Raw genomic sequence first — 25824 nt, 5'->3', positions numbered from 1 at the left:
TGAGATTGACCGCGACAGGTGGTGTCGCGTGAGGGTTGGCGGTCGCGCTTAGGCGACTGCATTTCGCTCACCCCTGCCGCCCGCGGGCGGAAATGGAGGTGAGCGATGTTCGCGAAACTCGCAAAATTTCGACCGTTTTGGTCCCGGCGGCTTGCGTCAGACCCGCCGCAAAGTGCGCCTGCGAACGACAATTGGCCGCACACAGACACCCTCGGTCGCGGCATGCAAAGCGGCCGGGGCTGGTCTGTCGGGTCTCCGATTGCAGGCACAAAGCGCCTCGCTTGTCGTTGCAGCTTCGAGAGAACCGGTGCGCCGAACCGCTGCGTCACGCAGCAGCCGCGTCTCGCGGCGGAATTTCACAAAAGCTTCTTCGAACCGTCGTATCAGCCGAGGTTGACCAGAACAGCCCGGCTGAACGGTCGTCCGGACCGCATCGGAGAGCCGTTCGCGGGACTGATCGGCTCTCTTCCGTTGTTGCACGCGCGTCACTCGCTGCTGCCATCTACAGCTGGTGCGAGAACACCTGCTTGCAATTGCGGGCGGCTGGGCGTGAAGGTGGCCGGGTTTGGGGTGCTTGCTTGGCCACCGCGTCGGACGAACCGCGACGGGGCGGTCATTCCGCGTCCAAATGGCAAGGGGCAAGGGACGATCGGAATGTTTCGGGGGAAAACGATCCGGAATGCTTGCGCCCTCGGTCGCCCGCCTGCGCTCGCAGGCCTTGGCATCCTGCTCAGTCTGGGCAGCCAAACGTTCGCGGCAGACCTGCCGATCAAGGCGCCGGTGCCCTACTTTGCCAACGGCTACGATTGGACCGGGTGGTATGTCGGCGCCCATGTTGGTCTGATCCGTGGATCTTCCAGCTGGACCTCAACGCCACTCGGTCCAGCGGGGCCAACTTTGGGCGGCGCGTTCGACCTCCCCCTCCATTTCGACTTTATGGGCGGGACTGGGAGTTACGTCGCGGGCCTTCAAGGTGGGTACAACTATGTCTCTCCGTCACGCCTGATGCTGGGCGTCGAGGCGGACGTGAGCTTGCCCAACTCGGACGTGGTGGTGCCGTTTTCTGTATCCGGTAACCAAACTGTCGCCTCGCCCGCAATCGGTCAGGTCACTTACGGCGAGTCCGTCATCAGCTATGGGAGCGTGCGCGCTCGCGTCGGTTATGCGTTTGATCAGCTTCTGGTTTACGGAACGGGCGGCTTCGCCTGGACGTATGATCAGCTGAGCCGGAGCCAGGACGCGGCTCCCGCAGCCGGAGGGATAGCGGCGGCGGGCACCATCGATATGGTGCGGCTGTGGCGTCTCGGCTGGGTCGCAGGCATCGGCGTTGAGATTCCGATCGCCGGGAATTGGACGGGCAAGGCCGAATTCCTCGAAACCGGCTTTGGCCGCCAGAGTGCATTCTTTGCGACATCGGCTGATACGTTCCATTCGACCCTGGCGATGCAGAGCGTCCGGTTCGGACTGAACTATCGCCTCGACGCTACAAACCCCGCGGGAGAACTATTCACGAAAGGCCCCTCTGCACTCGAAACTGACCGCTTCGCCTTCCACGCGCAGGCGACCTTTCTCAACCAGGCCACTCCCGCGTTCCGAAGTCCCTATCTTGGTACCAACAGTCTCAATCCGAGCCAGGGCCGCGAGACCACCGACGTGACGCTGTACGCCGGCGTTCGGCTGTGGCAAGGCGCAGAAGTCTGGCTCAATCCGGAAATCGACCAGGGCTTCGGCTTGAGCGGTTCGGTCGGAGTTGCGGGCTTTCCGAGCGGCGAGGCCTACAAGGTCGGCGCGAGCTATCCCTATACGCGCCTGCACCGGGCGTTTTTCCGGCAAACAATCGACCTTGGCGGCGAGGTTCAAGACGTCAGCGCGGGTTTCAACCAGTTCTCCGGAAAGCAGACCGCGGACCGGTTGGTGATTACAGTCGGCAAAATCGGCGTTCCGGATATCTTTGACACCAACCGCTACGCCCACGATCCGCGCGGCGATTTCATGAATTGGTCGCTGGTCGACACCGGCACATTCGACTATGCAGCCGACGCCTGGGGCTATTCGGTCGGCGGTGCCATCGAATGGTATACCGGACCCTGGACCATCCGCGGTGGCGTGTTCGATCTCTCGATCGCGCCGAATACGACCTCGCTCGATTCCCGCTTTAGTCAATTCCAGTGGATCGGCGAAATCGAGCGCCGGTATGCAATCTTCGGCCAGCCGGGCAAAGTGGCCCTGACCGGATTCCTGACGCGTGGCGGTATGGGCAGCTTCCAGGATGCGATCGATCTCGCTGCCATAACCGGTGGACCGGCCGATATCACCGCGGTACGACGCTATCAGAGCCGCGGCGGCATCAGCATTAATCTCGAGCAGCAGCTGATCGAGAATGTTGGCTTCTTTGCTCGCGCCGGATACGCGGATGGCCACAAGGAGCCTTACGAGTTCACTGATATCGACCGGACCGTCGCGGCCGGGCTCTCGGTCTCCGGCAAGCTTTGGCAACGGGATGACGATGTCTTCGGCATTGCCGGAGTCGTCAATGGCATCTCAAATGTGCACCAGGCCTTTCTCAATGCAGGCGGGCTGGGCATCCTGGTCGGCGACGGGCAACTGCCGCATCCCGGGAGCGAAGGGATCTTGGAGACCTACTATAGCTTTCCCTGGTTTGCATCGAGGATCACGCTCGACTATCAGCTGATCATCAATCCCGCTTACAATCGTGACCGAGGTCCAGCCTCGGTGTTCGGTGTGCGTGTCCACACCCAATACTAGGTATTGCTGCCGCGGAGCCGACCGATGAATCTACAGGACCTTCGCATCACCGTGCTGACACGAGCGCCGCGGCCCAACATATGGGATTTGGTGGCACTGGTTCTCGTGATCGGCGCCATGGTGCTGATCGTCTATGGCGGCGAACAGACCGCGCTGCCCCTGTCTGCGCTCGACGTGACCCCGGTGTCGCTCGATCCGGTCAATTTACCTGTCTACGCCTTGCGGACGACGATGCGGATGCTGCTCGCGATCGTCTGCTCGACGATATTCACCTTCGTGTACTCGGCGCTTGCCGCAAAGAGCCGGCGCGCGGAGATGGTGCTGATCCCTCTCCTCGACATTCTGCAATCGGTGCCGATCCTGGGCTTCCTGACCTTCACCGTCGTGTTCTTCCTCAACCTGTTTCCCGGACGGGTCCTGGGCGCGGAGCTCGCATGCGTGTTCGCGATCTTCACGAGCCAGGCCTGGAATATGACCTTCAGCATGTACCAGTCCATCCGCAACGTACCGAAGGATCTGGAGGAGGCGACCCAGAGCTTCCACCTCTCGGGCTGGCAGCGCTTCTGGCGACTGGAGGTGCCGTTTGCGATGCCGGGCCTGATCTGGAACGCGATGATGTCGATGTCGGGCGGCTGGTTCTTCGTGGTGGCGTCGGAGGCGATTACGGTCGGCAACACCACCGTGACACTGCCCGGAGTCGGCTCCTATGTCGCGCTTGCGATCGAAAAGCGCAACCTCGCCGCAATCGTCTACGCGCTGGTGACAATGCTGGTCGTCATCATCATCTACGACCAGTGCCTGTTTCGGCCGATCGTGGCGTGGGCTGACAAATTCCGCTTCGAACAGACGGCATCCGGCAGCGCGCCGACCTCCTGGATGCTCGACCTGTTTCGAAGGACGCGCGCATTGCGGGCACTGACCTATCCGTTTGCAGCGTTGAACCGTGCGTTTTCAAACATGCAGATTGGCTTGCCGACCAGCATGCGGTTCTACGCAAAACCGTCGGGGCCACCCTCGCGCGCGGTTGATGTACTCTGGTTTACCGTGGTTGCTGCGGCCACGGGCTTCATGAGCTGGAAAATCTATCAATATCTGTCTGAGCATCTCGCGCCATCGGACCTCTACATTGCCGTCAGTGACGGCTTCGTCACGCTGTTGCGCGTCGTGGTTCTGATTGCACTCGCGAGCCTGATCTGGGTGCCGGTCGGGGTCTGGATCGGACTGCGCCCGAAGCTGGCCGAGCGAATGCAACCGCTCGCGCAGTTTCTTGCCGCATTCCCGGCCAACCTCGCATTCCCAGTCTTTGTGGTGGTCATCGTGCGCTATGGGCTCGATGCAAATATCTGGCTCAGCCCGCTGATGATCCTGGGGACGCAGTGGTACATCCTGTTCAACGTGATAGCCGGAGCCAGTGCCTTTCCGACCGACATGCGCGAAGCCGCGGGCAGCTTCCATCTCAAGGGATGGCGCTGGTGGGTCAAAGTCATCCTGCCGGGCATCTTCCCCTACTACATCACCGGGGCCATCACTGCATCGGGCGGATCTTGGAACGCGTCGATCGTCGCGGAAGTTGCGAGCTGGGGCGATACACATCTGGCCGCCAAAGGCCTGGGCGCCTATATCGCGACTGCGACCGAGGCTGGCGACTTCCCGCGAGTCGTGCTCGGCATCGCCGTCATGTGCGTGATGGTGACATTGTTCAATCGACTACTGTGGCGCCCACTCTATGCCTTTGGCGAGCGACGCGTACGTCTCGGCTGATCCAAAGGGACCCCTTCATGCTCGATACCGCTGATCAGACAAAGTTGATCGATCTCCGCAGTGTCTGCCGGTCGTTCCCTAAAGGAAGCGGTGAAGACCTTCTGGTGCTGGAAAACGTCGATCTCACAATTCATGCCGGCGAAATCGTCGGCCTACTCGGCCGCTCCGGATCAGGCAAGTCGACGCTGCTGCGCATTATCGCCGGGCTCATTGCGCCCACATCGGGCGAAGCCGAATGCCGTGGGGAGACCATCAAGGGACCGCCGAGCGCTGTCGCGATGGTGTTCCAGTCTTTTGCGCTGTTTCCATGGCTCACAGTGCTGCAGAACGTCGAGCTGGGGCTGGAGGCGCTCGGCATCGACAGCCCCGAACGGCGCAAGCGGGCGCTTGCGGCAATCGACCTGATCGGCCTCGACGGCTTCGAATCCGCCTTCCCCAAGGAACTATCGGGCGGCATGCGCCAACGCGTTGGTTTCGCACGTGCGCTCGTCGTCCATCCCGACCTGCTCTTGATGGACGAGCCATTTTCCGCGCTCGACGTGTTGACCGCTGAGACGCTCCGCACCGACTTGCTCGATCTCTGGATAGAGGGCCGGCTTCCGATCAAATCGATCCTGATGGTGACGCACAATATCGAAGAGGCGGTCTTGATGTGTGACCGCATTCTCGTGTTCTCGTCGAACCCAGGACGGGTTGCCGCCGAAATCAAGGTCGATCTGCCGCACCCGCGCAATCGGTTGGATCCGGTGTTCCGGCAACTTGTCGATAGCATCTATGCCCGCATGACCCAGCGCCCCGAACCCAGGCCTCCTTCGATCGAGGGCATCTCCGGCACCGGCGTTGGCATGGTCCTGCATCACGTCTCATCGAACGTCCTTTCTGGCTTGATCGAGACGCTGGCTGGGCCGCCCTACAATGGTCATGCCGACCTACCTGTGCTGGCCAGCAGCTTGCAGCTTGAGGCGGGCGAGATAATTCACCTCGGCGAATCCCTGCAACTGCTGCGGTTCGCCCAATTGAGCGAGGGCGACCTGATGCTGACCGAAGCCGGCCAGCGGTTTGCCAATCTCGAAACCGACGCCCGCAAGAAGCTGTTCGCCGAACATGCCCTCACCTATGTCCCGGTAATGGCCCTGATCAGGCGTGTGCTGGATGACCGGCCCTCACATACTGCGCCGGTCGCGCGCTTCCGGAACGAGCTGGAGGATTACATGTCCGAGGAGGATGCGGACGAGACGCTGAAGACGATCGTCTCGTGGGGCCGCTATGCCGAGCTGTTTGCCTATGACGAGCAATCCGAGGCGTTCAGTCTCGAAAACCCGGGCTAAGGCGACAGGCCTAGCGTCCCCAGCGATCCTGCCACATCTTCTCGCCGAAGGTGCCCGAATTGGCAGATAGCCCTGAGGCAGGAATGTCGTCTGCGCGTGGACATTCCAGACGTCCGATTCCGGCAGCAAAGTCTTGTCGGTCGGCTTCAGCGGCAGGTCGCCGAAATGGTAGTTGAGGCCGAACTTGAGGAAATGGATGCGAGGATCGACGTTGACGCTCGGCAGGCCAAGCCGCTCAAATCGTACATCCGGCTTGCCAGGTCGACATAGTCGTATCGAGCTTGGCGGTCCAATTGCCGCTGACCGCAAATTCCAGACCCAACCCCGCGGTCCAGCCCGGTTGGTATTGTCCGATGATCGATCCGCTGCCGTCGTTGATCAGCGCGCGGGTGTGACCCCAGGCTAAACCGCCAGTCACATAGGGCATCCAGCGCCCAAACGCGTAGCCGATACGGCCACGCACGGTGCCGATATAGTCGAGCGTGGTGTTGAAGGCCGCAGGCGGCATCCGTCCCAGCGCCGCTTGGTCCGGCGGACTCGTGAACGTGCTGTCGGCTTCGACCCCAGCACGACATTGTTGGCGAACTCGCGATTGTAGCCGATCTGATAACCGCCGATCAGTCCCGTGGCACTGTGCGGAAAGAACACGCCCTGCAAGGGGAGCGGATTGGCGTCAGCGCCCAGGCTGCCGCCGCCATAGCCGAAATGGCCGCCGACGTAGAAGCCGGTCCAATCGTAGACGGCCTTCGATACTGGCGCTTTCACCAGCAGATCCGCCGCGAGCGCCTGAGCTTCATTGTTGCCCCCAAACGCACCATCAGTCTGCACTCTCACTGTTACATTTCAACGACCGTTATTCCAGGACAGGCCCGACGCTCCAGCTTGCGGCCGAAACGGTCGGTTCGAGGCTAAGCCGGCCCACGATCTGTTCCAGGATTGCACCGCTGTTCGACTGCGCGGTGAGCTGCGCGGTGACTTCGACTCGCCCACTTTGCTCAAGATCCGTGCTGTCCAGCCGCCGTAGACTGAGCTGGCCGTTGTTGGTGCCGTGCAGGAGCAGAGCGCGAACATGCGCCTCTTCTGAACCACCGCAGACAACGCGAACGAGATATTGGAGCTCCGTCTCAACTTGAGAGATCGGCTGCCGGTTGATGAAGCGCACCAGCGGCCGTAAGGCCAGATTGACCAGAATGACAAAGCCTGTGGCAACGGCCGCATGGAGCGGATGGCCGCTTCCCGCCAGCAAACCAACAGCCGCCGAGCACCACAATGTCGCTGCGGTGTTGAGCCCGCTGACCTGAAGTCCTTCGCGGAAAATGATTCCCGCGCCGAGAAAGCCGATGCCGGAGACGACCTGCGCCGCCACCCGCGTGGGGCTGCCGTCGTCAGGGAATAAGCTCTCGAAAACGACAAAACTCGCTGCGCCGATTGCGACCAGCGTGTTGGTGCGCAGACCGGCCATCCGGTGACGCCACTGGCGTTCGAAGCCAATGCACGCTCCCATCAGGGTTGCTGCGCCAAGATTGATGATGGCCTGATCAATCGATGCGATCACGTCGAATATCCCGCTCAACTTAGTTGTGCTTTCGCCGGTGGCCCACGGCCAACCAGGCTCCGAGCCGCTCCAGCAGCCGTGTCCCTGATAGAAGAAGTAGGAGACTGCCGTGTGAAATCCTGCCCCGCCCGTGAAGCATCCGCGCGCAGCGCAAGCCTTGGCTGGCCAGCCGAAACAGCGCAATCGCCGCCCAGCGTCGCGCCTCCCCGATGGCGGCCCTGATCACGCTAGGGTCCGCGCCGCTTAAGCCAACGGGCAGATTGGATCGTCCGGCGAGACGTGTGGTTCGGCGGCAATCCGGGCGCATGGCGCCAGGACCCAGCAAATCGAAATCGTGCGAGTGTCTTTAACATCGCTCACCTCCACTTCCGCTTCGCGCGGCAGGCCGGTGAGCAAACGCGACCGCCTATCTACGGTCGCCGATCCTCACGGCCATGGCCGTCGCGATAGCTATGTCTTGCGGCAGCGCGGGTCCGGTCCGATGCACCGGAGTAGCGCTGCCATTGCGAGTACTGCCCATGGCTCTTTCTTCAGATTGAGATGCGGCCCCGCCGAGGCGGGAACCACGTTCGCGCACATAGGCCTAACGCGTAGAGGTGTCAAGCACGATGAGCTATCCCCGGGGGAGGATCGTCAGATAACACGCCTTTGGATCGTGTGAAGGTCAACACCACACAACGACGTGCTCAATAATCGTCACATCTGGTTTTTCGATGGCTTTCGCCGATGGCCGAAAGCGACCATGGTTGCGAGCCTTTGCAGCCAGCGCGTCCCAGACAAGACGGCTCGAAGACTGTTATGAGAGATCTTGCGCTTCCGGTGAAGACTGAATGCGTAGTGCAAGCTGAGCTCCGCCAGGCGAAATGCTCCAATTGCTGTCCAACGTCGGCCCCCTCTGATGATTGCTCGGATCACGCTCTACCCATCAGGGCCAATTCTACAATCGCGAAGTTGACGATTGCGGACGCTGGACCTCCACTGTGACATGCGACAAATCAGCCAGCCTGGCCAGCCTTTGCCGGTAATGCGCCGAGTCGCGCGCTGTTGTGGTTGCGACCGAAACGATGGCGCCGAGATGCCCCGGCCCAAGGCGCCAGAGGTGCAGATCGGTGACCCGGTCGCCTTCGCTTTCCACGACCGAGCGCACCTTCTCGATCATGCGCGCATCGGGGGTGCGATCGAGCAGGATACCACCAGTATCTCGCAGCAACCCGACCGACCAATTGGCGATGACAAGTGCGCCGATCAAACCGGCGAGCGGATCCATCCAAAGCCAACCGAAGGCACGGGCCAGCAGAAGTCCAACGATAACCAGAACGGAAACGGCCGCATCCGCCATGACATGAACGACCGCGGCGCGCATGTTGTTGTCGCGGTGGTGCGCACCATGGTTAGCCCCGTGATCGTGCTCCTCGAATTCCAGCCCACCCTCATGTTGCTGGGCATCGTGCGCGAGGCGGACCTTGGCCACAAAAGCATGAGGTTCGGGAATTTCCTCGCGTGACTCGAGGAACTCGCCCTTATTCTCGAAGGAAAAGAGCTGGCGCTGGCCGTCCGGCCTGAGGGTCTCGATCGTCAACGCAGAGGCATTCGGCAGGACACCCGTATCTGGTCTTATCCGAAAGCGCGGCGGCACATTGTCTTCAAAGACTTCAATTTGGTAGGCGCTTCCGCCCAACTCAATGCGGCGCGGTCCTTCATCGTGATCATGGGTATTACCGTGACCATGGCTGTGGCCATGACCATGGCTGTGATCATGCCCACCGGACAACAGCCAGGCGCTCGCGACGTTGACCGCAAGCCCAATGACAGCGATCGGGATGGCCTCACGGAAGTGGATCGGAAGCGGGTTCAGGAAGCGATCGATGGCCTCATAGCCGATCAGGATGGCGATCATCGCGAGCACGATAGCGCTGCTGTAGCCTGCCAGATCGCCGAACTTGCCCGTGCCGAAAGTGAAACTACGGTCATAGGCATAACGGCGGGCAAACGTGTAGGCCAGAGCAGCCAGAAGCAAGGCGCCGGCATGCGTCGACATATGCAATCCATCGGCGATCAGGGCGAGCGAGCTGAACATGGCGCCGCCGACGATTTCGACAATCATCATGGCGCTGCAAAGGATGATAACCGCCCAGGTCCGGCGTTCGGCGCGCTCATGATCGGCGCCCAGAAAGACATGATCGTGCGACGCGAATTGAAACAGGGAACTGGCTTCCGGCATGAGATGCCTCACTTCAAATAGCTATGGACGACTTCGATGAGTTGATCCGCGGCCTCGCTGTCGAGCGCGCCGGGATTCTTCTGTGGGTCAACCAGATGGGTGCGGATGTGGTCCTCGACCACCTCGGCCATCAGGCCTGCGACGCTCCCGCGAATACCGGCGATCATATGCATGATGCGGTCGCATCCCGCTTCTTCCGCCAAGGCTCGCTCGATCGCCTCGACCTGCCCCCGAATGCGACTAACCCGCGCGATGAGCTTTTTCTTTTCTCTGACCGTATGTGTCATGCAGAAAAAATAGGGTACCCACCTATCCGATGTCAACCCCGTGAGGTCGACGAACCGGTGGCCGCACGCCGCAATTGGCCGATCGGGTGTCATTTCAAGGAGCATCGGCCGGCCCTATCCTCCCCGGAGGATCGCTGGTATCTTGCCTTGCAGGAGACTCAGATGCCGGATCATCCGCACTCGGCTATTGCGCGCCGTCTCAAGCGCGCCAATGGTCATCTCGAAACCATCATCGAAATGGTCGAAAACAACCGGCCTTGCGCTCAGATCGCCCAGCAATTGCAGGCGGTCGAGAGCGCCATCGAAAGCGCGAAGAAGGCGTTGATCCATGACCATATCAGCCACAGCCTGGAACGGTCGTTCAAGGCACACGGCTCGAAAGGCCAGGCAGCGCTGAAGGACTTCAAGCTGATTGCGAAATATCTGTAGAGCCAAGGCGCAGCCGCGCGATTCAAAGGCGCATGCTGCCGGGTGCCCGCAGGCCTATGTAAAGCGACTTTGCGCCCAACGACGTCACAATCGCGGTGGGGTTTGTCGAAGTTCCGCCTGGGCTGGGTTCGCGGCCAAACCAAATTAGCAGCACACCTCCCAGAATCACGAGAAAGGCACCTTCGTGCCAACGATTAAGACCAGAACCGGCGAACTTCTCCCCCGTTGAGTAGGCGGCCCACAGCACGATAACTCCAAGCACGCAGCTGAGAAGACCGGCCGCCCGCGCAGGTGCATCTCCGGACCAGAGCAAAGACAGAACGAGTACGACCGCTAACCGAAAGGCTAGTCGTCCTAACTTGGCAGTGGGGCCATGAGCGCTAAGCATTGTGCCTCAGGCGTCAACTCGGATCAGACATATCAAAGGCCCCATCTTCGCGTGAACCAGACTTTTACGAAGTGTGTAAGTACTGCGTACGTTAGCAGCATGCCCGCCACGAGCGGCCAGTAGGCCCACGGCAATGGCGCGAATCCCAAGGCTGCCCCCGCCCAGGTAAAGGGCAACGTCATGCCGATCGTGCAGATGATTATCGTCGTTGCGATGAGTGCAGGACTTGCGTGGCTCTCGATGAAAGGGATCCTGGCCGTCCTGATAATGTGAATGATCAGCGTTTGCGTCAGAAGCGATTCGACAAACCATCCGGCTTGAAACAGAGGCGGGTTATTCCAGGCATCGAAGACAAAGAGCATCATGCCGTAGGTCGCGTAGTCAAATATCGAGCTGATTGGTCCAATGAAGATCATGAACTTGAATATGTTGCCTATGTCCCACTTTCGGGGTGAGGCCACATACTCATCGTCGACGTTGTCGGTCGGAATCGTCGTCTGCGAGAAATCATAAAGCAGATTATTCGTCAGGACCTGAATTGGCGCCATCGGCAGGAACGGCAGGAAGATACTCGCCCCGAGCACGCTGAACATGTTCCCGAAGTTCGAACTCGCGCCCATCTTGATATACTTCGTGATATTCGCAAAAACCTTGCGACCTTCCGTTACACCCTCCTGAAGAACGAGGAGACTCTTTTCGAGTAGGATAATGTCTGCGGACTCCTTTGCGATATCAACTGCAGTGTCGACGGAGATACCGACGTCCGCGACTTTTAGCGCCGGACTGTCGTTGATGCCGTCGCCGAGGAATCCAACTACGTGTCCCTTGACGTGAAGCGCCCGTACGACTCTTTCCTTCTGCTCAGGGTTCAGTTTGGCGAAAACCGTCGTGCGGTCGGCGACCTTGGCCAGCTCGGTATCGCTCATCGGGCCAATTTGGCTGCCCAGCACAATTTCGCCTGCCTCCAGTTGGACCTCGTGACAAATCTTGCGGGTAATGACCTCGTTGTCGCCTGTGAGTACCTTGATCTGCACCCCTCTTTGCGCCAGCGCCGCAATCGCCTCCTTTGCGCTTTCTTTCGGCGGATCCAGAAACGCAATGTATCCCAGAAGCGTCAGGTCCGCCTCATCCTCAAGTGAATACACCGTCTTCGACGGGTCCATCTCCTTGTAGGCCACCGCAACGACGCGAAATCCGTCGGAATTTAGGACTCTGGTCTGCTCTTTGGCTGTCTCGAAATGAGTTTCGTCGAGTCGACCCACCTCGCCATCCAGGCAGTAGCTCGAGCAAACGGTGAAAATCTCCTCTACGGCGCCCTTGCAAATGAGCAGATGTTTCGTGCCATCGCGCTTCACCACAACGGAGAGGCGCCGCCGTTCGAAGTCAAAGGGGATTTCGTCGACTTTCGAATAACCTCCGTCGACCCGCAATCGTTCATCGAGTTCAGCATGTGCCAGCACGGCTTTGTCGAGGAGGTTCTTCAACCCGGATTGGAAATGGCTGTTCAAGAACGCGTACTGGAGCACCTCGTCCGAGTCATTTCCCTCGATATCGATGTGCCGTTTGAGAATGATTCGGTCCTGCGTGAGAGTGCCCGTCTTGTCGGTGCACAACACGTCCATCGCCCCGAAGTTCTGAATGGCATTCAGCCGCTTGACGATCACTTTCTTGCGCGACATTGCGATCGCGCCTTTGGCGAGATTGACGGTCACGATCATCGGCAACATTTCAGGCGTGAGGCCGACGGCCACTGCTACGGCGAAAAGTAAGGCCTCCAACCAATCGTGCTTCGTTAGGCCGTTGATCAGAAAAACGGTAGGAACCATCACGAGGATGAAACGGATCATCAGCCAAGTGAACCTGTTGATGCCCTGGTCAAAAGCGGTCGGAACGCGGCGGCCTGCAATCTCGTGGGCAAGTTGGCCAAAGAAGGTGCTCTGGCCGGTTCTCAAGATCACGCCAGTACCGTAACCGGAAACAACGTTCGCTCCCATGAAACAGACGTTCGGCAGGTCGAGAGGGTCCTCGTTCACTGACGCGCAGGATTGGCCGTACTTTTCGGCGGGCATAGACTCGCCCGTCAGGACGGCCTGATTGACGAACAGATCCCTGGCCTCGAGCAGGCGCAGATCGGCCGGAATCATGTCTCCGGCTGAAAGCCGCACCACATCCCCCGGCACGAGATGATCAATAGGAATCTCGGTGAACGGATCATCCGATTGGCTGGGCCTGCGCCTGACACTGGCAGTCGTGTGAACCATGGCACGCAGCCGGGCCGCAGCCTCGTTGGAGCGGTGCTCCTGGATGAAGGCTGTTGTAATGGCCAGCACGACCATCGCAGCAATCACAATTGCAGCGCGTACGTCTCCCAAGAAATAAGAGACCATTGCCAGCGTCAAGAGCAACGCGTTCAAAGGATTGCGCGCGCGATTCCATATTTCCTCGGGAATGGTCGGCTTGCGTTCCCGCGCAACGAGGTTAGGTCCAAGCTTCTTTAGCTGCGCTGCTGCTTCGGCAGCAAACATCCCTTCCGGCGTCGACCCCATCTTCGCGCAGGCTTCGCGGGGCTCAAGGCGACTCATTGCGGCAAGCCAGCCGTCGCTTGCCGCCGCGTCTCCACCGTGGTGATCAATCTTCTTCGTCGGCTTCGATAGCAAGTGCATGGGCTCGTATCCGGCTGAGGGATAGCAAGAGCCATACAATCATCATTGCGTCGCACCATCTTGCGGGAGATCAAACGGTTGGATACTCCAGGGCGCCGCCGCGGGGTCACGGAAATGTCACAGGTCGCCCAAGCGTTCTCGGTGGAGGAAGGACAGGTAGCGCAGCCTTTCGCCAGCTTCCAAAGGATGCATCTGAACGAATGGTCTCAGTCCCAACCCGCGGCATGAAGGGGCGGTGTTTCGTCTGATCGCCCTTCCGCTCTTCCCTGGAGCTGATCCGGTCATGCCGCATGTGTGCTCGGATGCCGCAATGTTGAAAATCCGCATCGTCCCCGCGGCCTATCGCTTCACTATTTTACATCCCAGTCGTATCGACAATCATTTGCAAATAAGCAGCAGGCCCGGCACTCAAGGTCCCAAGCATATCCTCCCCAGAGGATAATAGCATCCTCCACGGAGGATAGCTAAATTGGCTTGACACGGTCGGCGAACGGGCGTACGGGCCGATCTGTGGCCGGAACCCGTCGTTCCGAACCGCATTGAGAACCGAAGGCAATCTGAGCGGAGTCGAAAGGCTCCGAAAGGAACCATGGGCAGTACCATCTCTGGCATGACCCGCCCCATTGTGGGGTTCGTGATGCCGCAGAACATGAAAATCGATCGCGTCGGCTGCGGCCGCGTGAGAATTGCAGGTCGCGCCTAGCGCCGCCTCCATCCTCACCGGCCTGCCGCAGAACGCGGAAGTGGAGGTGAGCGATGTTCGAAAGACTCGCAAAGATCCGGTTTGTCGCGCTGTGGCTGAAGGAGCCGCTGAGCGCACCGGTGTGTTTCCAGCCAATCCATTCCAATGACAACCGGTCGGGGTTTTGCCGCCTCGGGAGCCGGGGCCTGCGTCGCCGCCAGGCTCTGGCATGTCAATGGTTTCCAGCACCCGACGGAACGCGTCTGGAATGCCGGTGGGAGCTTGCAGCCACTGCCGACCAGTCGGACAGCAAGCGAGCCCGGCCATGGCACTGGGGCAGTCCTCCACTTGTCCCGAACACCGGTCAAATGACCGCGCTCGACCAGATCGCCATCTAGCCGGAAAGCCGGAATTGGGCCGTATAGGTGCATGCATGAACATGATTAATCCCACTCACAAAGAGGTCAGCCGAGCCGCCGTGCTCGACGAGGCTCATATCGGCGATATTCACGGGGCCCTCGGCACCATCCGGCACCACGATCATGGACCCCGGAAGGGATTTTGGGCGCGATGGAAGACGCTGGTCGCGATCCTCGGACCGGGCCTGATCGTCATGGTCGGCGACAACGATGCGGGTGCATTCGGCACCTACACCCAGGCCGGCCAGAACTACGGCACCACGCTTTTGTGGACGCTGATGCTGCTGATTCCGGTGCTCTACGTAAACCAGGAAATGGTGGTGCGGCTTGGCGCAGTGACCGGGGTCGGCCATGCGCGGCTGATCTTTGAGCGCTTCGGCAAGTTCTGGGGTGCGTTCAGCGTGATCGACCTCTTTCTGCTCAACGCGCTGACTCTGGTGACCGAGTTCATCGGGATCAGCTTGGCACTGCGCTATCTCGGTCTGCCGCAGTTCTGGGGCGTGCTGGCTTCTGCCCTGATCGTGATGCTCGCCGTGAGCACCGGCAATTTCCGTCGTTTCGAGCGGTTTGCGATTTTCCTGGTGTTCGGCAGCCTGCTTCTGGTGCCCATCGTGTTGATGGTTCACCCGCCGGTCGAGCAAATCGCGACCGATTTCCTCGTACCGAAATTGCCAAAGGACGGAAATCTCAGCGAAGTGATGCTGCTGATCATCGCCATCGTCGGCACTACGGTTGCGCCCTGGCAGCTGTTTTTCCAGCAGAGCTATCTCATCGACAAACGGATCACGCCGCGCTTCATCCATTACGAGCGCTGGGACCTTTGTCTCGGCATCGCGCTCGTCGTCCTTGGCGCAGTGGCGATGATGAGCTTCTCGGCGTGGATCTTCGCGGGACGGCCGGAGTTCGGTAACTATACGGACGCGCTGGGGACGGCGATGGGGCTGGAGAAATACGCCGGCCGGCTGCCGGCAGTGCTGTTCGCGCTCGCCCTGCTGGACGCCAGCATTGTCGGCGCCGCCGCCGTCTCGCTGTCCACCGCCTATGCGATCGGGGACGTATTCTCACTGAAGCACTCGCTGCATCGCAAGCCGTCCGACGCGAAAGGCTTTTACGGCGTCTATTTCGCGCTGATCGTCATCGCGGCCGTGCTGGTGCTGACACCGGGAACGCCACTTGGACTGCTGACCAACGCCGTGCAGACGCTGGCCGGCGTCTTGCTGCCGAGCGCCACGGTGTTCCTGCTGCTCTTGTGTAATGACAAGGCGGTCCTTGGCCCCTGGGCGAACTCGCGGATACTTAACCTGTTCACTGGAGCCGTCGTCGCGGTGCTGGTGATGCTGTCGATCATTCTCACCGCTTCCGTGCTTTTCCCGGACATGAACGAGCAATGGATCGTCGGCATCCTGGTCGGCGGCAGCGTTCTGGGCATCCTTGTTACCGTCGGCGCAAAGCTTTTTGAACTTTCCCGTCACCGGGTCAGCGCTCAGGTCAACGCTAAGCAAGCTAAGCAAAAGATAGATGTTTATGACAACTGGCGGATGCCGCCGCTCGGCGAATTGCCCCCGGCCCGACTGAGCCTGCTCAGCCGAATCTGGATGATCGTTTTGCGCGGCTATCTCGTCCTGGCCGGCGGCCTGGTCCTGGTGCGCATCTTTCAGCTCGCGACGGCAGGCGCGTAGGGGGCCATTGTCTCGGCGAGCTTGCGATATCCCGCGACATCCGCGCCGGGGTGGCTCCAACACGACCGAGCGCCCATTCGGTATGATGAGCCGGGTCAAGACCACGCGTGACTGTCCAGGCGGGCATCTCACTCTTTATATGATATGTTTAATTGCCCAAACAGCGCGGCGCCGACGGAGATCACGGGCGGCTGTGCTTGCTCCGCTTCAGGATCCGGATCGTCCGGATTCGAGGTGAGTGCGGAGCGGCGAGCGCGCTGGTCGTTTGGGCTTATTCGCGATACCGGTGCAATTCTTCTCGACATGAATCCCGACCGCCACATGGCGGACAATCTCAAGCGATCGATCGAGAGCGAGGGCGATCAGCTCGTCGACCCGATGTTTCGAATGATTCAAAACGAACGGAAATTTCAATGACGTCGGGTCGAATCTTACTAATGCGTCACGCTGAAAAGCCTGATCATCCGCTGGATCCGAATTTGTCGCAAGAAGGCCATCAGCGCGCGAAGCATCTAGTCGGATTTATTGAAAAGACCTTTGGTATACCCGCATTTCTTTTCGCGTCGGCCAACTCAGATCACAGTCGACGACCACTTGAGACAATCGAGCCACTTTCAAGAGCTTTCGGAGTACCTATCGACTTAAGATTCGCGGATCAAGATTACCCAGCGCTTGCTGCTGAACTCTTGAAGAACTCTCGCTATCAGGGCCAATTAATTCTCATTTGCTGGCATCATAAACATTTGCCTTCGCTCGCGCACGCGCTCGGGGCGAAACATGGCGATTATCCGGATTTGTGGGATCCGAAAGTCTTCAATTTGATCGTAGAACTGAACTTCATTGGCGAAAAGCCAGCGGTCCGAAAGGTGGTCGAACCCTTTTGAATTGCAAAAGTTGTTACTTGCAAACGATCCGCCGCTTACAATCCGCCTTGATCGCAACAAGCTCTAGCGATCCGCCCGCTATGACCGATACTTGGATTCCTTGTCACTCGTCTGGAGTCGCCGGTGGGAATTCGAGTGTTTGGAATTGGTCTGCGAATCCGAATCTGCCGAAGTCCAGGCCCAAGTCGTGGCCACAAAGGCCCACGCAACAATTATCGCTAGGTAGATAATGACGACAGCGGTCGACATATCCGTCTCCCGACCCCTAAAAAAAGATACTTACAATGGATTTCGCATCGTTTGATTTGGATCAAGATCGATTGTGGCATTGATGAGGGACTAATTTAGAATGCTGACTCTTTGCGCAAATGGACAATCAAGGACGTCGTTGGGCATCGCGGGTCGTGCTGCAATTGGTGTCGGTGATTAGGAAAGCTGGATTCTAAGTCAAGTAACAGCTCGCTTGCGCAAATTGCTTGGACAAGCCAGGGAGGGTCATGATCTACACGCTCCGTTTCGCGTCGCGACTCACCACGGCCATACCATGCAGACGTTTCAATCCCTCGAAGCCGCTGAAACCTTGGGTTCAGATCATTACGTAGTAGACCGGCACGGCTTGCAGATCTGGAGCCCGCAAAGAAAATTGCTTCTTAATGAGGAATAGCCTTCCCGGCATTAGTGGCTCGCGCTTCATCAAAAGACGATTGCCCACTGTCAGTACGTCGCGGCTCGCCATCGGACCCTCCGAAGCCAAACACTTGACTTACGTCAACGACGCCAAGTGTTGGCGTGAGAAGCTTAAAGTTTGGAGCGAGCAAGCGAAAACGGGCAATGGCGGGCGCATCGCATGACACGCAGGTCTCAGGGCACCTGACCGCGATCCATGGCTCGGTCGTCGATGTCCGGTTTCCCCAAGGGGTGTTGCCGGCCCTCAATGAGGGCATCGCGATCGACCGTGATGAACCCACGCCCCTGCTGGCAGAGGTCCAGCAGCATCTTGATCCCGTGACAATCCGGGCCGTCACGCTCGGCAATACGGCCGGGCTTAGCCGCGGCGTGTCCGCGCGCCCCCTGGGCGCACCCGTCCGGGTACCGGTTGGCGATGCAGTGCTCGGGCGTCTGCTGAACGCCGTCGGTGAGCCCGCAGACCGCGGACCCGAGCTGCCCCTAGGCACAGTTTTTCGTCCCATTCATGCGTCCGCTCCTGCACTGGACCGGCTCGGCGCCTCTCAGGAAATCTTCCACACCGGGATCAAGGTCATCGATTTGCTCGCCCCGCTCGTCAAGGGAGGCAAGGCCGCGATGTTCGGCGGCGCTGGTGTGGGCAAGACCGTGCTGATCATGGAATTGATCCGTACGACGGTCGAACGTTACTCTGGAATCTCAGTGTTTGCCGGCATCGGCGAGCGTTCGCGCGAAGGGCACGAGTTGCTGCTCGAATTGAAGCAATCCGGTGTGCTTCCGCGAACCGCGCTCGTCTTTGGTCAGATGAACGAACCGCCCGGCGCGCGCTGGCGCGCGGGTCTCACGGCGCTGACCATCGCAGAGCACTTTCGCGACGAGCAACACGAGGATGTGCTTCTGCTGATCGATAACGTGTACCGCCTGGTGCAGGCCGGTGGCGAAGTGTCGGGCCTCCTCGGGCGTCTGCCCTCGCGCGTTGGCTATCAGCCGACGCTCGCCAGCGAGATCGCCGAACTGCAGGAACGCATCGCCTCGGTTGCCGGCGCAGCGATCACCTCAATTCAGGCTGTCTATGTTCCGGCCGATGATTTCACCGACCCTGCCGTCGCCGAAATCTTCAGCCATCTCGATTCATCCATCGTGCTGTCGCGCGAGATGGTAAGCGAGGCCATGTATCCCGCCGTCGACCCGCTCGCCTCAACCTCAACTCTCCTGGATCCGCGACTCGTGGGCGAAGTGCATTACCGGATTGCACAGGAGGTACGCAAAACGATCGCGCATTATCGCGATCTTCAAGAGATTATTGCGCTCCTTGGGATCGAAGAGCTGAGCGCCATTGATCGTCAGGCCGTCAAGCGCGCGCGGCGCCTCATGCGATTTTTGACGCAACCCTTCATGGTCACAGTTGCCTTTACCGGGAAGGAAGGGCGAGCGGTCGAGGTTGCCGACACACTGGCCGGATGCAGCGCCATTCTCGATGGTGAAGCCGACAACTGGGCTGAGAGCTCTCTTTATATGATCGGCGGGCTGGAGGAAGCACGAGAGCGCGAGCGTGCCAGCGCCAAGGCGATGCCATGAAACTCACGGTCACCACGCCGCTGGCGATCATCGCAAAGGCTAACCACGTCGTGCATGTGCGCGCCGAGGACGACACCGGCGCCTTCGGCATTCTGCGCGGGCATGCAGATTTTCTCACGGCATTGGCAATCTCGGTCCTGAGCTGGCGCGATGAGGGTGGCGGCGAGCATCACATCGCGGTGCGCGGCGGCATGCTCGCGGTGCACGGCGGGAATGCAATTACCATTGCGACGCGCGAAGCCGTGGCCGAAGATGATCTGCACCGTCTCGAAACCGAAGTGCTCGCAGGCTTTCGGCGGCGCAGCGAAGAGGAGGTTACGGCGCGCACTGATGCGCAGCGCCTCTATCTCGCAGCGATCCGGCAGATCTACCGCTTCCTGCGGCCCGACCGTTCCGTCCCCGTGCCGCGGCTGGCCGGCCCGGTGTCACTGGAGGGGTTGGAGTCATGAAGCAGCCCGAAAATCACGAGCGACTGGGACAGGCGGTCAGAAGACGGCAGGAACGCCGTGAGCGCTGGCAGCGCGAGGGCGAACGGTCGCTGGGCCAGAACCTCGCCATGATCGGAGCACTGGGCTGGACCATCGTGGTTCCGACACTGCTGGGCATCTTCGTCGGTCGCTGGCTCGACCGGACCTTCCATAGCGGGATCTTCTGGACCCTGGGCCTGCTCGTGGCAGGTCTGGCGGCGGGCTGCACATTTGCGTGGAAGAGGATGCACAGCGCATGATCCGTACCAGTTTGATCACTCATCCCGAACTCACGCTGTTGACGGCATTTGCGGGTCTGATGTTTGGGCTGGCGTATTTTGCGGCTCTCAAGCGCAGCGTGACGCTGCTTGTCCGCAGCGATAGCTGGCTTGGTCCAGTGGCCCTGACGCTGGTACGTGTCGGCGCTGCGGCCGGCTTCCTGCTCATCGCGGCGAAACTCGGAGCAGCGCCGTTGCTCAGCGGCTTTGCCGGGTTCCTGGTGGCGCGCGCGTTGGCGCTGCGCGCGGAAAGGAGGGCGGGCTGATGCAATCCTCGCCCCTCACTAGCACGCTGCTTTTTCATATTGGTCCGGTGGCAATCACGCGTCCGGTGGTGACAACGTGGGTCATCATGGCTGCGCTGGCTCTCGTCTGCCGGTTCGCCACGCGCCGTCTGGCGATCCTGCCCGACGGGCGGCAGGCGGTGCTTGAGGGCATCGTTACCAGCGTTGCCGGCCAGATCGAGGATGTCATTCGCAAGGATGCGCGGCCGTTCCTGCCCTTGCTGGGCACGTTATTTATCTTTCTGGTGGTCGCCAACCTCTCCGGTGTACTCCCCGGCGTCGAGGCGCCAACCAGCAAGATCGAGACGCCGGCGGCCCTGGCGCTGATTGTCTTTTTCTCGGTGCATTACTTCGGGGTGCGCGCACGCGGTTTGCGCGGCTATCTCGCCAGCTTCGCCGAGCCCAAGCTGATCATGCTGCCCCTCAATATTCTCTCTGAAATCACTCGCACCTTTTCGCTGATGGTGCGTCTGTTCGGCAACATCATGAGCGGCGAGTTCATCATCGGTCTCGTGGTAGCGCTCGCCGGCCTCTTTGTCCCGATCCCGCTCATGGTGCTCGAGATTCTGGTGGGCCTCGTACAGGCCTACATCTTCACCGTACTCGCAACCGTCTTCATCGGCGCCGCGGTCGGCAGCGTCGCGAAGGGCTAAGGAGGCTCAATGGATCTCAAGCTCATTTCGATCATCGGCGCTGTCATTGCGGTCTCGATCGGATCAATTGGCCCGGCGCTCGCGGAAGGCCGCTCTGTTGCTGCAGCCATGGACGCCATCGCGCGCCAGCCGGAAGCGGCCGGAACGATATCGCGCACGCTCTTTGTCGGCCTCGCGATGATCGAGACCATGGCGATTTACTGCCTTGTCGTCGCGTTGCTGCTGCTGTTCGCCAATCCATACGCCGGGTGAGTGATGCACCTCGACTGGTGGACCATAGGTCTCCAGACCATCAACTTCGGCATCCTGGTCTGGCTGCTGCACCGGTTTCTGTACAAGCCGGTGCTGACCATGATCGATGCGCGGAAAGCGGAGGTCCGCCGACAGTTCGACACCGTCACGGATGTCGAAGCGAAAGCGAAAGCGGAGCTGGCGTCGGTCGAAGCCGAGCGCGCTGGCATCGCGGCCGAACGAGAGGCAGCACTTAAGGCGGCAGCGGCCCAAACGCAGGAGATGGCCGAAGCGCGCCGCGTGCAGGCAGAACGCGACGCGCAGGCCCTGATGGATTCAACGCGCAAGACGCTCGCCTCCGAGCGCGAAAGCGCGCTCGATGAGGCGCGCCGGCTGGCCCTCGATCTCGGCGCCGACTTCGCCCAGAGGCTCCTCGCGGAGGTACCCATGCAATATCGCGCGGAAGCCTGGATCGAGCGGATCGAGCAGCATCTGAAGGCAATGCCGCAAGCCGAACGCGATGCTTTGGTGCGTCAGCTCGCCGACGGCAAACCGCTGACGATCGTCACCGCCTGCGCCCTGCCCCCGGCGACGGCCGATCAGTGGAACGCGCGGTTGCGCCAGTCCCTTGGCGTCGCAGGCGGCATGACGTTCGTAGTCGATCCCGCCCTGATCGCGGGCGCAGAACTGCATTTTCCGACCGCGATTCTGCGCTTCTCGTGGCAGAGCGCGCTTGCGGCGACGTGGACGAAGTAGGTTCCCATGGCCGACCTCGTTGAGGAGTTGAAAAACTGGGCACAGGAGAGCCGGCAAAGGCTCGCAGCTTTGCCTTTGGTCCCGCATCTCGAACATATCGGGCGTGTTCTTCAGATCGGCGACGGTGTCGCGATGGTCGCAGGGCTCCCGCAAGCACGACTGGACGAATTGCTCATCTTCGAAGGCGGCGTACGCGGCCTTGCCGTCGATCTTGGGGATGATGCCATCGGCTGCATCCTTTTGGGAGACACCGCCGGCATTGCGGCCGGCAGTGTTGTCCGTGGCACTGGAGAGGTGGCCCGCGTTCAGGTGGGCCAAACGCTGCTCGGCCGCGTGGTTGATGCGCTTGGGACACCACTTGACGGAAAGGGCGCGATTGAAGGCGCGCAACTCGCGCCCGTGGAACAGGCGGCACCCGTTATCGTTGATCGCGCGCTGGTAACTAGGCCCCTTGCGACCGGGCTGCTCGTCGTCGATGCGATGATTCCGCTCGGCCGCGGGCAGCGTGAGCTTATTATCGGCGACCGCGAGACAGGCAAGACCGCGATAGCGGTCGATACGATCATCAACCAGAGATCCAGTGACATGATCTGCGTCTATGCGGCAATTGGACAGAAAGCATCGTCAGTCGCCCGCGTCATCGACGCCGTGCGCCAATATGGTGCGCCAGAGCGATGCATCTTCGTTGTCGGCGAAGCTGACGCTCCACCCGGGCTGCAATGGCTCACGCCCTATTCGGCCTTTACCATGGCGGAATATTTCATGAAGCGCGGACGCGACGTGCTGGTCATTCTCGACGATCTGACCAAACACGCCGCCTGTTACCGGCAGGTTTCGCTGCTCTTGCGCCGACCACCGGGTCGAGAGGCCTATCCGGGCGATATTTTTTACATCCATTCGCGGCTACTGGAGCGAGCGGCAAAGCTGGGCCCGGAGCACGGCGGCGGCTCGCTGACTGCGCTGCCTATCGCCGAGACGCAAGCCGGCAATATCAGCGCCTACATCCCCACCAACCTGATCTCAATCACCGACGGGCAGATCTACCTCGATCCGCGCCTCTTTTACGAGGATCAAAAACCCGCGGTCGATATCGGCAAGAGCGTCTCCCGTGTCGGCGGCAAGACGCAAGCGCCCGTCTTGAAAGCCCTCTCCGAGAGTCTGCGCCTCGAATATGCACAGTTTCTGGAGCTCGAAGTGTTCACCCGCTTCGGGACCATGGTGGACGAGCGCACCCGCAAGGTTATCGAGCATGGACGGCGCATTCGTGCCGTTCTCGGCCAGCGGCAGTTCGCGCCGCTGTCGCTGGGCGAACATGTGGCGCTGCTGTGCGCCGTTGCCGACGGTGTGTTGGATCCCCTGCCGCAGGATCGCATCGACGCGTTTCGAGCCGGCCTAGCTGACTGGCTTGGGGAACACTGTCCCGAGATTCGGGCGCTCGATGACGACGCCAAGCCGCTCGCCGACACCGTTCGCGCGCGGCTCAAGGAGAGTCTGATCGCCCTGGCCCAATCGGTCGGCGGGAAGATCTACCAGGGGGAAGCGCGATGACGCGCCTTTCGGAAATCCAAAGCCATATCAAGAGCATGGACGAATTGCACGACATCGTGGGCGCAATGCGTTCGCTCGCCGGCATGCGGGTGCAGGAAGCGCAGCATGCGCTTCCCGGTATTCGTAGCTACGCCGATTCGATGGCGGCCGGAATTGGTAGCGCGCTTCTGCTCATGCCGCAGCCCGTCACAGAGACGCCTCAGCAGCAGAGGGGCTGCGCCCTCATTGTGTGCGCTGCCGAGCATGGCTTCGTCGGCGGCTTCAATGAGAGGATGCTTGAGGCGGCCGAGGCGATTCTCGACCCCGCTGATCTGCTCTTTGTTCTAGGGAGCCGCGGGGCGGCGCTCGCTTTCGAGCGTGGCCGCAAGGTGGCCTGGACGAGGCCCATGGCGACTCGTCCGTCGGGAGCGCCCGATACGGTCAGCCGTGTAACGAGTGAGATTTACGCGCGAATGGCGCATGGCGAAATAGCGCGTGTCGACGTCATGTTCAGCCGCTACCGTCAAGGCGCCGGACCGACGATCGAGCGCCGTCAATTGCTTCCATTCGACACGGCGACGCTGGTTGCCAAACCATCGTGCCAGGTCCCCCTTCACAATCTGCCGCCGCGCCCCCTGCTCGAAAAGCTGATGGCCGAATACGTCTTTGCGCTGCTGACCGAGGCTGCGGTCGAGTCCATCGCAAGCGAGAACGGCGCGCGCTTTGCCGCCATGGAGTCGGCGCATGACAATGTCAGCAAGAAGCTCGCGGGATTGCAAGAAAACGCGCGCCAGGCGCGTCAAACCGAGATCACCTCGGAGTTGCTCGATTTGATTGCCGGCGCAGAAGCTATGCACGTTGAGTCGAGACGGGTCATTCGCTAGTCGAAAGCGCGCTAACTGTGATCCGGCGTAGGGTCCGAATGCCGATCGGAGTGGGCGGCGGGACGGCGGCCGGCCGTGCTGCATTTGGTACAACCCGGCGAGGATAGTCATCATCACACGCGCCCGGACAAGCTCCTTCCCGAGCGCCTTGCGGTCGCCGCCGCTGAGGGGAGTCGGGTGGTACTTCGGAGGCATGGCAGCACCCAGTTCCGGTAGTGCCGGCGATTAATCGAACGCTGGCCAGCAGCCATCTTCCTCATGGCGCCCGGTCCGCTGCGTGCAGCTGTTGTCCAAGAGCCGCTGCCCGACATCCCCCCAAATCGCGCCCCGACCTTATATCCTGACGGCATCGACCTTCTGGATTTCGACGGTTCTGCCGCACCGCCGGCAGCCTACCCTCAGCAAATGCTTGGCAATTTGGTCCAGCCGCAGCGCGCGTCCGGGTGCGTCTCGGCCCGGATCCGCCCCGTCGGCGCGCGGGTCATCCAGAAGCGCCTGCCAGTATTCGGCGGGCAAATCATCGGCCGGAGCCAATCCGGGCCTCGGCGGCACGTTCTTGCCGACGACAGCCGCCGTCTTTCCATTTGCTCCACCGTCGCGCGCGCCTGAGAGGATGACTGACAAGATCCTGTTGATCCATGTCAGTCAGATGTCAGCTACCAACCGCCATATTGGCGCACACCAAAAACAGCGAGACCGAGCGACAACGTCCGAAATCGCGAATCGGCAAGAGTGCAGGCAATGACAGAATCGCTCGCAAGAGTTGCAGCCGGCGCAACGCTCAGAGTTGGTCTGATAGGCGCAGCGATGACTGCGATGCTAATCGCGTTTTACACCTCGCCAGCTTCAGCGCTGAGCGACGAAGATTGGGATACCTGCGCACGTTCCGCCGAGCTATCGTCTGATCGCCCCATCCGAGGATGCACGGCGATCATCTCCGCAGGCGAGCGGATTGTCGCCCAATTGGTCGCGGCTTACAACAATCGTGGGCTGGCGTTCAGGGCAAATGGAGATCTGGACCGCGCAATAGAGGACTACGATCAGGCCATTCGCCTGATGCCCGACCACTATGTCGCCATTAACAATCGCGGCGTTGCGTTGATGGCCAAGGGCGAGTTAGACCGCGCGATCGTGGATTTTGATCAGGCGATTCGACTGAAATCGGACTACCTCGCAGCGTTTGGTGCTCGAGCAGCGGCGTATAGCCGTAAGGGTCTGTTCGACCGTGCTATCGCCGACCTCGACGTCGTCATCAAAGCAGATCCGAAAAATCAGGTTCTCATCCGCGAGCGCGGAACGATCAAGTCAAAAATGGGCGACGGGGTCGGTGCGGAAGCGGATTTTCGCCGAGCAGAGGCCCTTGGCTCCGGTAATACGGATCCAGTTCGCCCGAAATGACGTGCGCCCCCGATTTGACACG

At 60.5% G+C, this 25824-nt stretch carries 23 protein-coding genes and 1 pseudogene; 17 read left to right on the top strand and 7 right to left on the bottom strand.

The annotated features are described in order from the left end of the window. Positions 1 to 105 precede the first annotated feature (105 nt). From M2427_RS15105 to M2427_RS15095, 3 genes are read left to right on the top strand one after another with little or no spacing between them, the layout of a single operon-like run. Positions 106 to 2766 carry a carbohydrate porin gene (locus M2427_RS15105; RefSeq protein ID WP_280707154.1) on the top strand — a complete coding sequence of 887 codons (2661 nt, stop codon included), beginning with the start codon at positions 106 to 108 and terminating at the stop codon, positions 2764 to 2766. 24 nt (positions 2767 to 2790) lie between these two features. Continuing rightward, on the top strand, positions 2791 to 4527 hold the full coding sequence (locus M2427_RS15100; protein WP_280707153.1) for an ABC transporter permease subunit: 1737 nt from the start codon (positions 2791 to 2793) through the stop codon (positions 4525 to 4527). 17 nt (positions 4528 to 4544) lie between these two features. After that, the gene (locus tag M2427_RS15095) at positions 4545 to 5855 is read left to right on the top strand and encodes a nitrate/sulfonate/bicarbonate ABC transporter ATP-binding protein (protein WP_280707174.1); all 1311 of its coding nucleotides are present in this window, start codon (positions 4545 to 4547) and stop codon (positions 5853 to 5855) included. A gap of 235 nt (positions 5856 to 6090) precedes the next feature. Here M2427_RS15095 and M2427_RS15090 read toward each other — a convergent pair whose 3' ends face one another. The 4 genes from M2427_RS15090 to M2427_RS15075 all read right to left on the bottom strand — a co-directional run bounded on the left by M2427_RS15090 (position 6091) and on the right by M2427_RS15075 (position 9918). After that, positions 6091 to 6363: a hypothetical protein gene (locus M2427_RS15090; protein ID WP_280707152.1), complete on the bottom strand. Its 273-nt coding sequence runs from the start codon at positions 6361 to 6363 to the stop codon at positions 6091 to 6093. Between the two features lie 345 nt (positions 6364 to 6708). Then, the gene (locus M2427_RS15085) at positions 6709 to 7407 is read right to left on the bottom strand and encodes an MgtC/SapB family protein (protein ID WP_348521925.1); all 699 of its coding nucleotides are present in this window, start codon (positions 7405 to 7407) and stop codon (positions 6709 to 6711) included. 940 nt (positions 7408 to 8347) lie between these two features. After that, a complete protein-coding gene (gene dmeF, locus M2427_RS15080) occupies positions 8348 to 9631 on the bottom strand; it encodes a CDF family Co(II)/Ni(II) efflux transporter DmeF (RefSeq protein WP_280707150.1) in 1284 nt (427 codons plus the stop codon). Between the two features lie 8 nt (positions 9632 to 9639). Further along, positions 9640 to 9918 carry a metal/formaldehyde-sensitive transcriptional repressor gene (locus M2427_RS15075; protein ID WP_280707173.1) on the bottom strand — a complete coding sequence of 93 codons (279 nt, stop codon included), beginning with the start codon at positions 9916 to 9918 and terminating at the stop codon, positions 9640 to 9642. 162 nt (positions 9919 to 10080) lie between these two features. On the opposite strand from M2427_RS15075, the gene M2427_RS15070 reads away from it, so the two are divergent. Further along, complete coding sequence (locus M2427_RS15070) at positions 10081 to 10347, top strand: metal-sensing transcriptional repressor (RefSeq protein ID WP_280707149.1); 267 nt, start codon at positions 10081 to 10083, stop codon at positions 10345 to 10347. Positions 10348 to 10767: 420 nt separating this feature from the next. On the opposite strand, the gene mgtA is transcribed toward M2427_RS15070, so the two are convergent. Next, the gene (mgtA, locus tag M2427_RS15065) at positions 10768 to 13398 is read right to left on the bottom strand and encodes a magnesium-translocating P-type ATPase (protein WP_280707148.1); all 2631 of its coding nucleotides are present in this window, start codon (positions 13396 to 13398) and stop codon (positions 10768 to 10770) included. 1115 nt (positions 13399 to 14513) lie between these two features. Here mgtA and M2427_RS15060 point away from each other — a divergent pair. From M2427_RS15060 to M2427_RS15050, 3 genes are all read left to right on the top strand, one after another. After that, positions 14514 to 16178 (top strand): divalent metal cation transporter, encoded by a 1665-nt coding sequence (locus M2427_RS15060; protein WP_280707172.1) that lies wholly within the window; start codon positions 14514 to 14516, stop codon positions 16176 to 16178. Positions 16179 to 16412: 234 nt separating this feature from the next. Next, positions 16413 to 16595: a hypothetical protein gene (locus M2427_RS15055; RefSeq protein WP_280707147.1), complete on the top strand. Its 183-nt coding sequence runs from the start codon at positions 16413 to 16415 to the stop codon at positions 16593 to 16595. Then, positions 16592 to 17062, top strand: a complete 471-nt coding sequence (locus M2427_RS15050) for a histidine phosphatase family protein (RefSeq protein ID WP_280707146.1) — start codon at positions 16592 to 16594, stop codon at positions 17060 to 17062. The genes M2427_RS15055 and M2427_RS15050 overlap by 4 nt, the downstream gene beginning before the upstream one ends. 586 nt (positions 17063 to 17648) lie before the next feature. On the opposite strand, the gene M2427_RS15045 is transcribed toward M2427_RS15050, so the two are convergent. Beyond that, entirely contained in the window at positions 17649 to 17798 is a 150-nt protein-coding gene (locus M2427_RS15045) for a hypothetical protein (protein ID WP_280707145.1), read from the bottom strand. A gap of 95 nt (positions 17799 to 17893) precedes the next feature. Between M2427_RS15045 and atpD the strand changes: the two genes are divergently transcribed. From atpD to M2427_RS15000, 9 genes are read left to right on the top strand one after another with little or no spacing between them, the layout of a single operon-like run. Next, positions 17894 to 19324 (top strand): F0F1 ATP synthase subunit beta, encoded by a 1431-nt coding sequence (gene atpD, locus M2427_RS15040; protein WP_280707144.1) that lies wholly within the window; start codon positions 17894 to 17896, stop codon positions 19322 to 19324. Then, on the top strand, positions 19321 to 19773 hold the full coding sequence (locus M2427_RS15035) for a F0F1 ATP synthase subunit epsilon (protein ID WP_280707142.1): 453 nt from the start codon (positions 19321 to 19323) through the stop codon (positions 19771 to 19773). The genes atpD and M2427_RS15035 overlap by 4 nt, the downstream gene beginning before the upstream one ends. After that, positions 19770 to 20051 (top strand): AtpZ/AtpI family protein, encoded by a 282-nt coding sequence (locus tag M2427_RS15030; RefSeq protein ID WP_280707141.1) that lies wholly within the window; start codon positions 19770 to 19772, stop codon positions 20049 to 20051. The genes M2427_RS15035 and M2427_RS15030 overlap by 4 nt, the downstream gene beginning before the upstream one ends. After that, complete coding sequence (locus M2427_RS15025) at positions 20027 to 20335, top strand: ATP synthase subunit I (protein WP_280707140.1); 309 nt, start codon at positions 20027 to 20029, stop codon at positions 20333 to 20335. Before M2427_RS15030 ends, M2427_RS15025 begins: the two co-directional genes overlap by 25 nt. Then, positions 20335 to 21006 (top strand): F0F1 ATP synthase subunit A, encoded by a 672-nt coding sequence (locus tag M2427_RS15020; protein ID WP_280707138.1) that lies wholly within the window; start codon positions 20335 to 20337, stop codon positions 21004 to 21006. Before M2427_RS15025 ends, M2427_RS15020 begins: the two co-directional genes overlap by 1 nt. Positions 21007 to 21015: 9 nt before the next feature. Then, positions 21016 to 21258, top strand: a complete 243-nt coding sequence (locus M2427_RS15015) for a F0F1 ATP synthase subunit C (protein WP_280707136.1) — start codon at positions 21016 to 21018, stop codon at positions 21256 to 21258. 3 nt (positions 21259 to 21261) lie between these two features. After that, a complete protein-coding gene (locus M2427_RS15010; protein WP_280707135.1) occupies positions 21262 to 21993 on the top strand; it encodes a hypothetical protein in 732 nt (243 codons plus the stop codon). Between the two features lie 6 nt (positions 21994 to 21999). After that, the gene (locus tag M2427_RS15005) at positions 22000 to 23541 is read left to right on the top strand and encodes a F0F1 ATP synthase subunit alpha (RefSeq protein WP_280707133.1); all 1542 of its coding nucleotides are present in this window, start codon (positions 22000 to 22002) and stop codon (positions 23539 to 23541) included. Continuing rightward, positions 23538 to 24404, top strand: a complete 867-nt coding sequence (locus M2427_RS15000; RefSeq protein ID WP_280707131.1) for a FoF1 ATP synthase subunit gamma — start codon at positions 23538 to 23540, stop codon at positions 24402 to 24404. Before M2427_RS15005 ends, M2427_RS15000 begins: the two co-directional genes overlap by 4 nt. 225 nt (positions 24405 to 24629) lie before the next feature. Here M2427_RS15000 and M2427_RS14995 read toward each other — a convergent pair. Further along, positions 24630 to 24956: pseudogene (locus tag M2427_RS14995) on the bottom strand (hypothetical protein). Between the two features lie 189 nt (positions 24957 to 25145). On the opposite strand from M2427_RS14995, the gene M2427_RS14990 reads away from it, so the two are divergent. Beyond that, the gene (locus M2427_RS14990; protein WP_280707130.1) at positions 25146 to 25802 is read left to right on the top strand and encodes a tetratricopeptide repeat protein; all 657 of its coding nucleotides are present in this window, start codon (positions 25146 to 25148) and stop codon (positions 25800 to 25802) included. The last annotated feature ends 22 nt before the right edge of the window (positions 25803 to 25824 follow it).

The organism is Bradyrhizobium sp. BR13661 (assembly GCF_029892425.1).
In the GTDB taxonomy this organism is placed as follows: domain Bacteria; phylum Pseudomonadota; class Alphaproteobacteria; order Rhizobiales; family Xanthobacteraceae; genus Bradyrhizobium.
This window is presented reverse-complemented; position numbering and strand designations above follow the sequence as displayed.

What these genes read in the sequence shown, in the direction of transcription:
- M2427_RS15030 (WP_280707141.1), top strand. Translation starts at nt 19,770, where the DNA reads ATGAAGCAGCCCGAAAATCACGAGCGACTGGGACAGGCGGTCAGAAGA.
- M2427_RS15035 (WP_280707142.1), top strand. Translation starts at nt 19,321, where the DNA reads ATGAAACTCACGGTCACCACGCCGCTGGCGATCATCGCAAAGGCTAAC.
- M2427_RS15000 (WP_280707131.1), top strand. Translation starts at nt 23,538, where the DNA reads ATGACGCGCCTTTCGGAAATCCAAAGCCATATCAAGAGCATGGACGAA.
- M2427_RS15005 (WP_280707133.1), top strand. Translation starts at nt 22,000, where the DNA reads ATGGCCGACCTCGTTGAGGAGTTGAAAAACTGGGCACAGGAGAGCCGG.
- M2427_RS15050 (WP_280707146.1), top strand. Translation starts at nt 16,592, where the DNA reads ATGACGTCGGGTCGAATCTTACTAATGCGTCACGCTGAAAAGCCTGAT.
- M2427_RS15045 (WP_280707145.1), bottom strand. Translation starts at nt 17,798, where the DNA reads ATGGCGAGCCGCGACGTACTGACAGTGGGCAATCGTCTTTTGATGAAG.
- M2427_RS15015 (WP_280707136.1), top strand. Translation starts at nt 21,016, where the DNA reads ATGGATCTCAAGCTCATTTCGATCATCGGCGCTGTCATTGCGGTCTCG.
- M2427_RS15020 (WP_280707138.1), top strand. Translation starts at nt 20,335, where the DNA reads ATGCAATCCTCGCCCCTCACTAGCACGCTGCTTTTTCATATTGGTCCG.
- M2427_RS15070 (WP_280707149.1), top strand. Translation starts at nt 10,081, where the DNA reads ATGCCGGATCATCCGCACTCGGCTATTGCGCGCCGTCTCAAGCGCGCC.
- mgtA (WP_280707148.1), bottom strand. Translation starts at nt 13,398, where the DNA reads ATGCACTTGCTATCGAAGCCGACGAAGAAGATTGATCACCACGGTGGA.
- atpD (WP_280707144.1), top strand. Translation starts at nt 17,894, where the DNA reads ATGGCGGGCGCATCGCATGACACGCAGGTCTCAGGGCACCTGACCGCG.
- M2427_RS14990 (WP_280707130.1), top strand. Translation starts at nt 25,146, where the DNA reads ATGACAGAATCGCTCGCAAGAGTTGCAGCCGGCGCAACGCTCAGAGTT.
- dmeF (WP_280707150.1), bottom strand. Translation starts at nt 9,631, where the DNA reads ATGCCGGAAGCCAGTTCCCTGTTTCAATTCGCGTCGCACGATCATGTC.
- M2427_RS15095 (WP_280707174.1), top strand. Translation starts at nt 4,545, where the DNA reads ATGCTCGATACCGCTGATCAGACAAAGTTGATCGATCTCCGCAGTGTC.
- M2427_RS15090 (WP_280707152.1), bottom strand. Translation starts at nt 6,363, where the DNA reads ATGCCGCCTGCGGCCTTCAACACCACGCTCGACTATATCGGCACCGTG.
- M2427_RS15075 (WP_280707173.1), bottom strand. Translation starts at nt 9,918, where the DNA reads ATGACACATACGGTCAGAGAAAAGAAAAAGCTCATCGCGCGGGTTAGT.
- M2427_RS15100 (WP_280707153.1), top strand. Translation starts at nt 2,791, where the DNA reads ATGAATCTACAGGACCTTCGCATCACCGTGCTGACACGAGCGCCGCGG.
- M2427_RS15060 (WP_280707172.1), top strand. Translation starts at nt 14,514, where the DNA reads ATGAACATGATTAATCCCACTCACAAAGAGGTCAGCCGAGCCGCCGTG.
- M2427_RS15010 (WP_280707135.1), top strand. Translation starts at nt 21,262, where the DNA reads ATGCACCTCGACTGGTGGACCATAGGTCTCCAGACCATCAACTTCGGC.
- M2427_RS15105 (WP_280707154.1), top strand. Translation starts at nt 106, where the DNA reads ATGTTCGCGAAACTCGCAAAATTTCGACCGTTTTGGTCCCGGCGGCTT.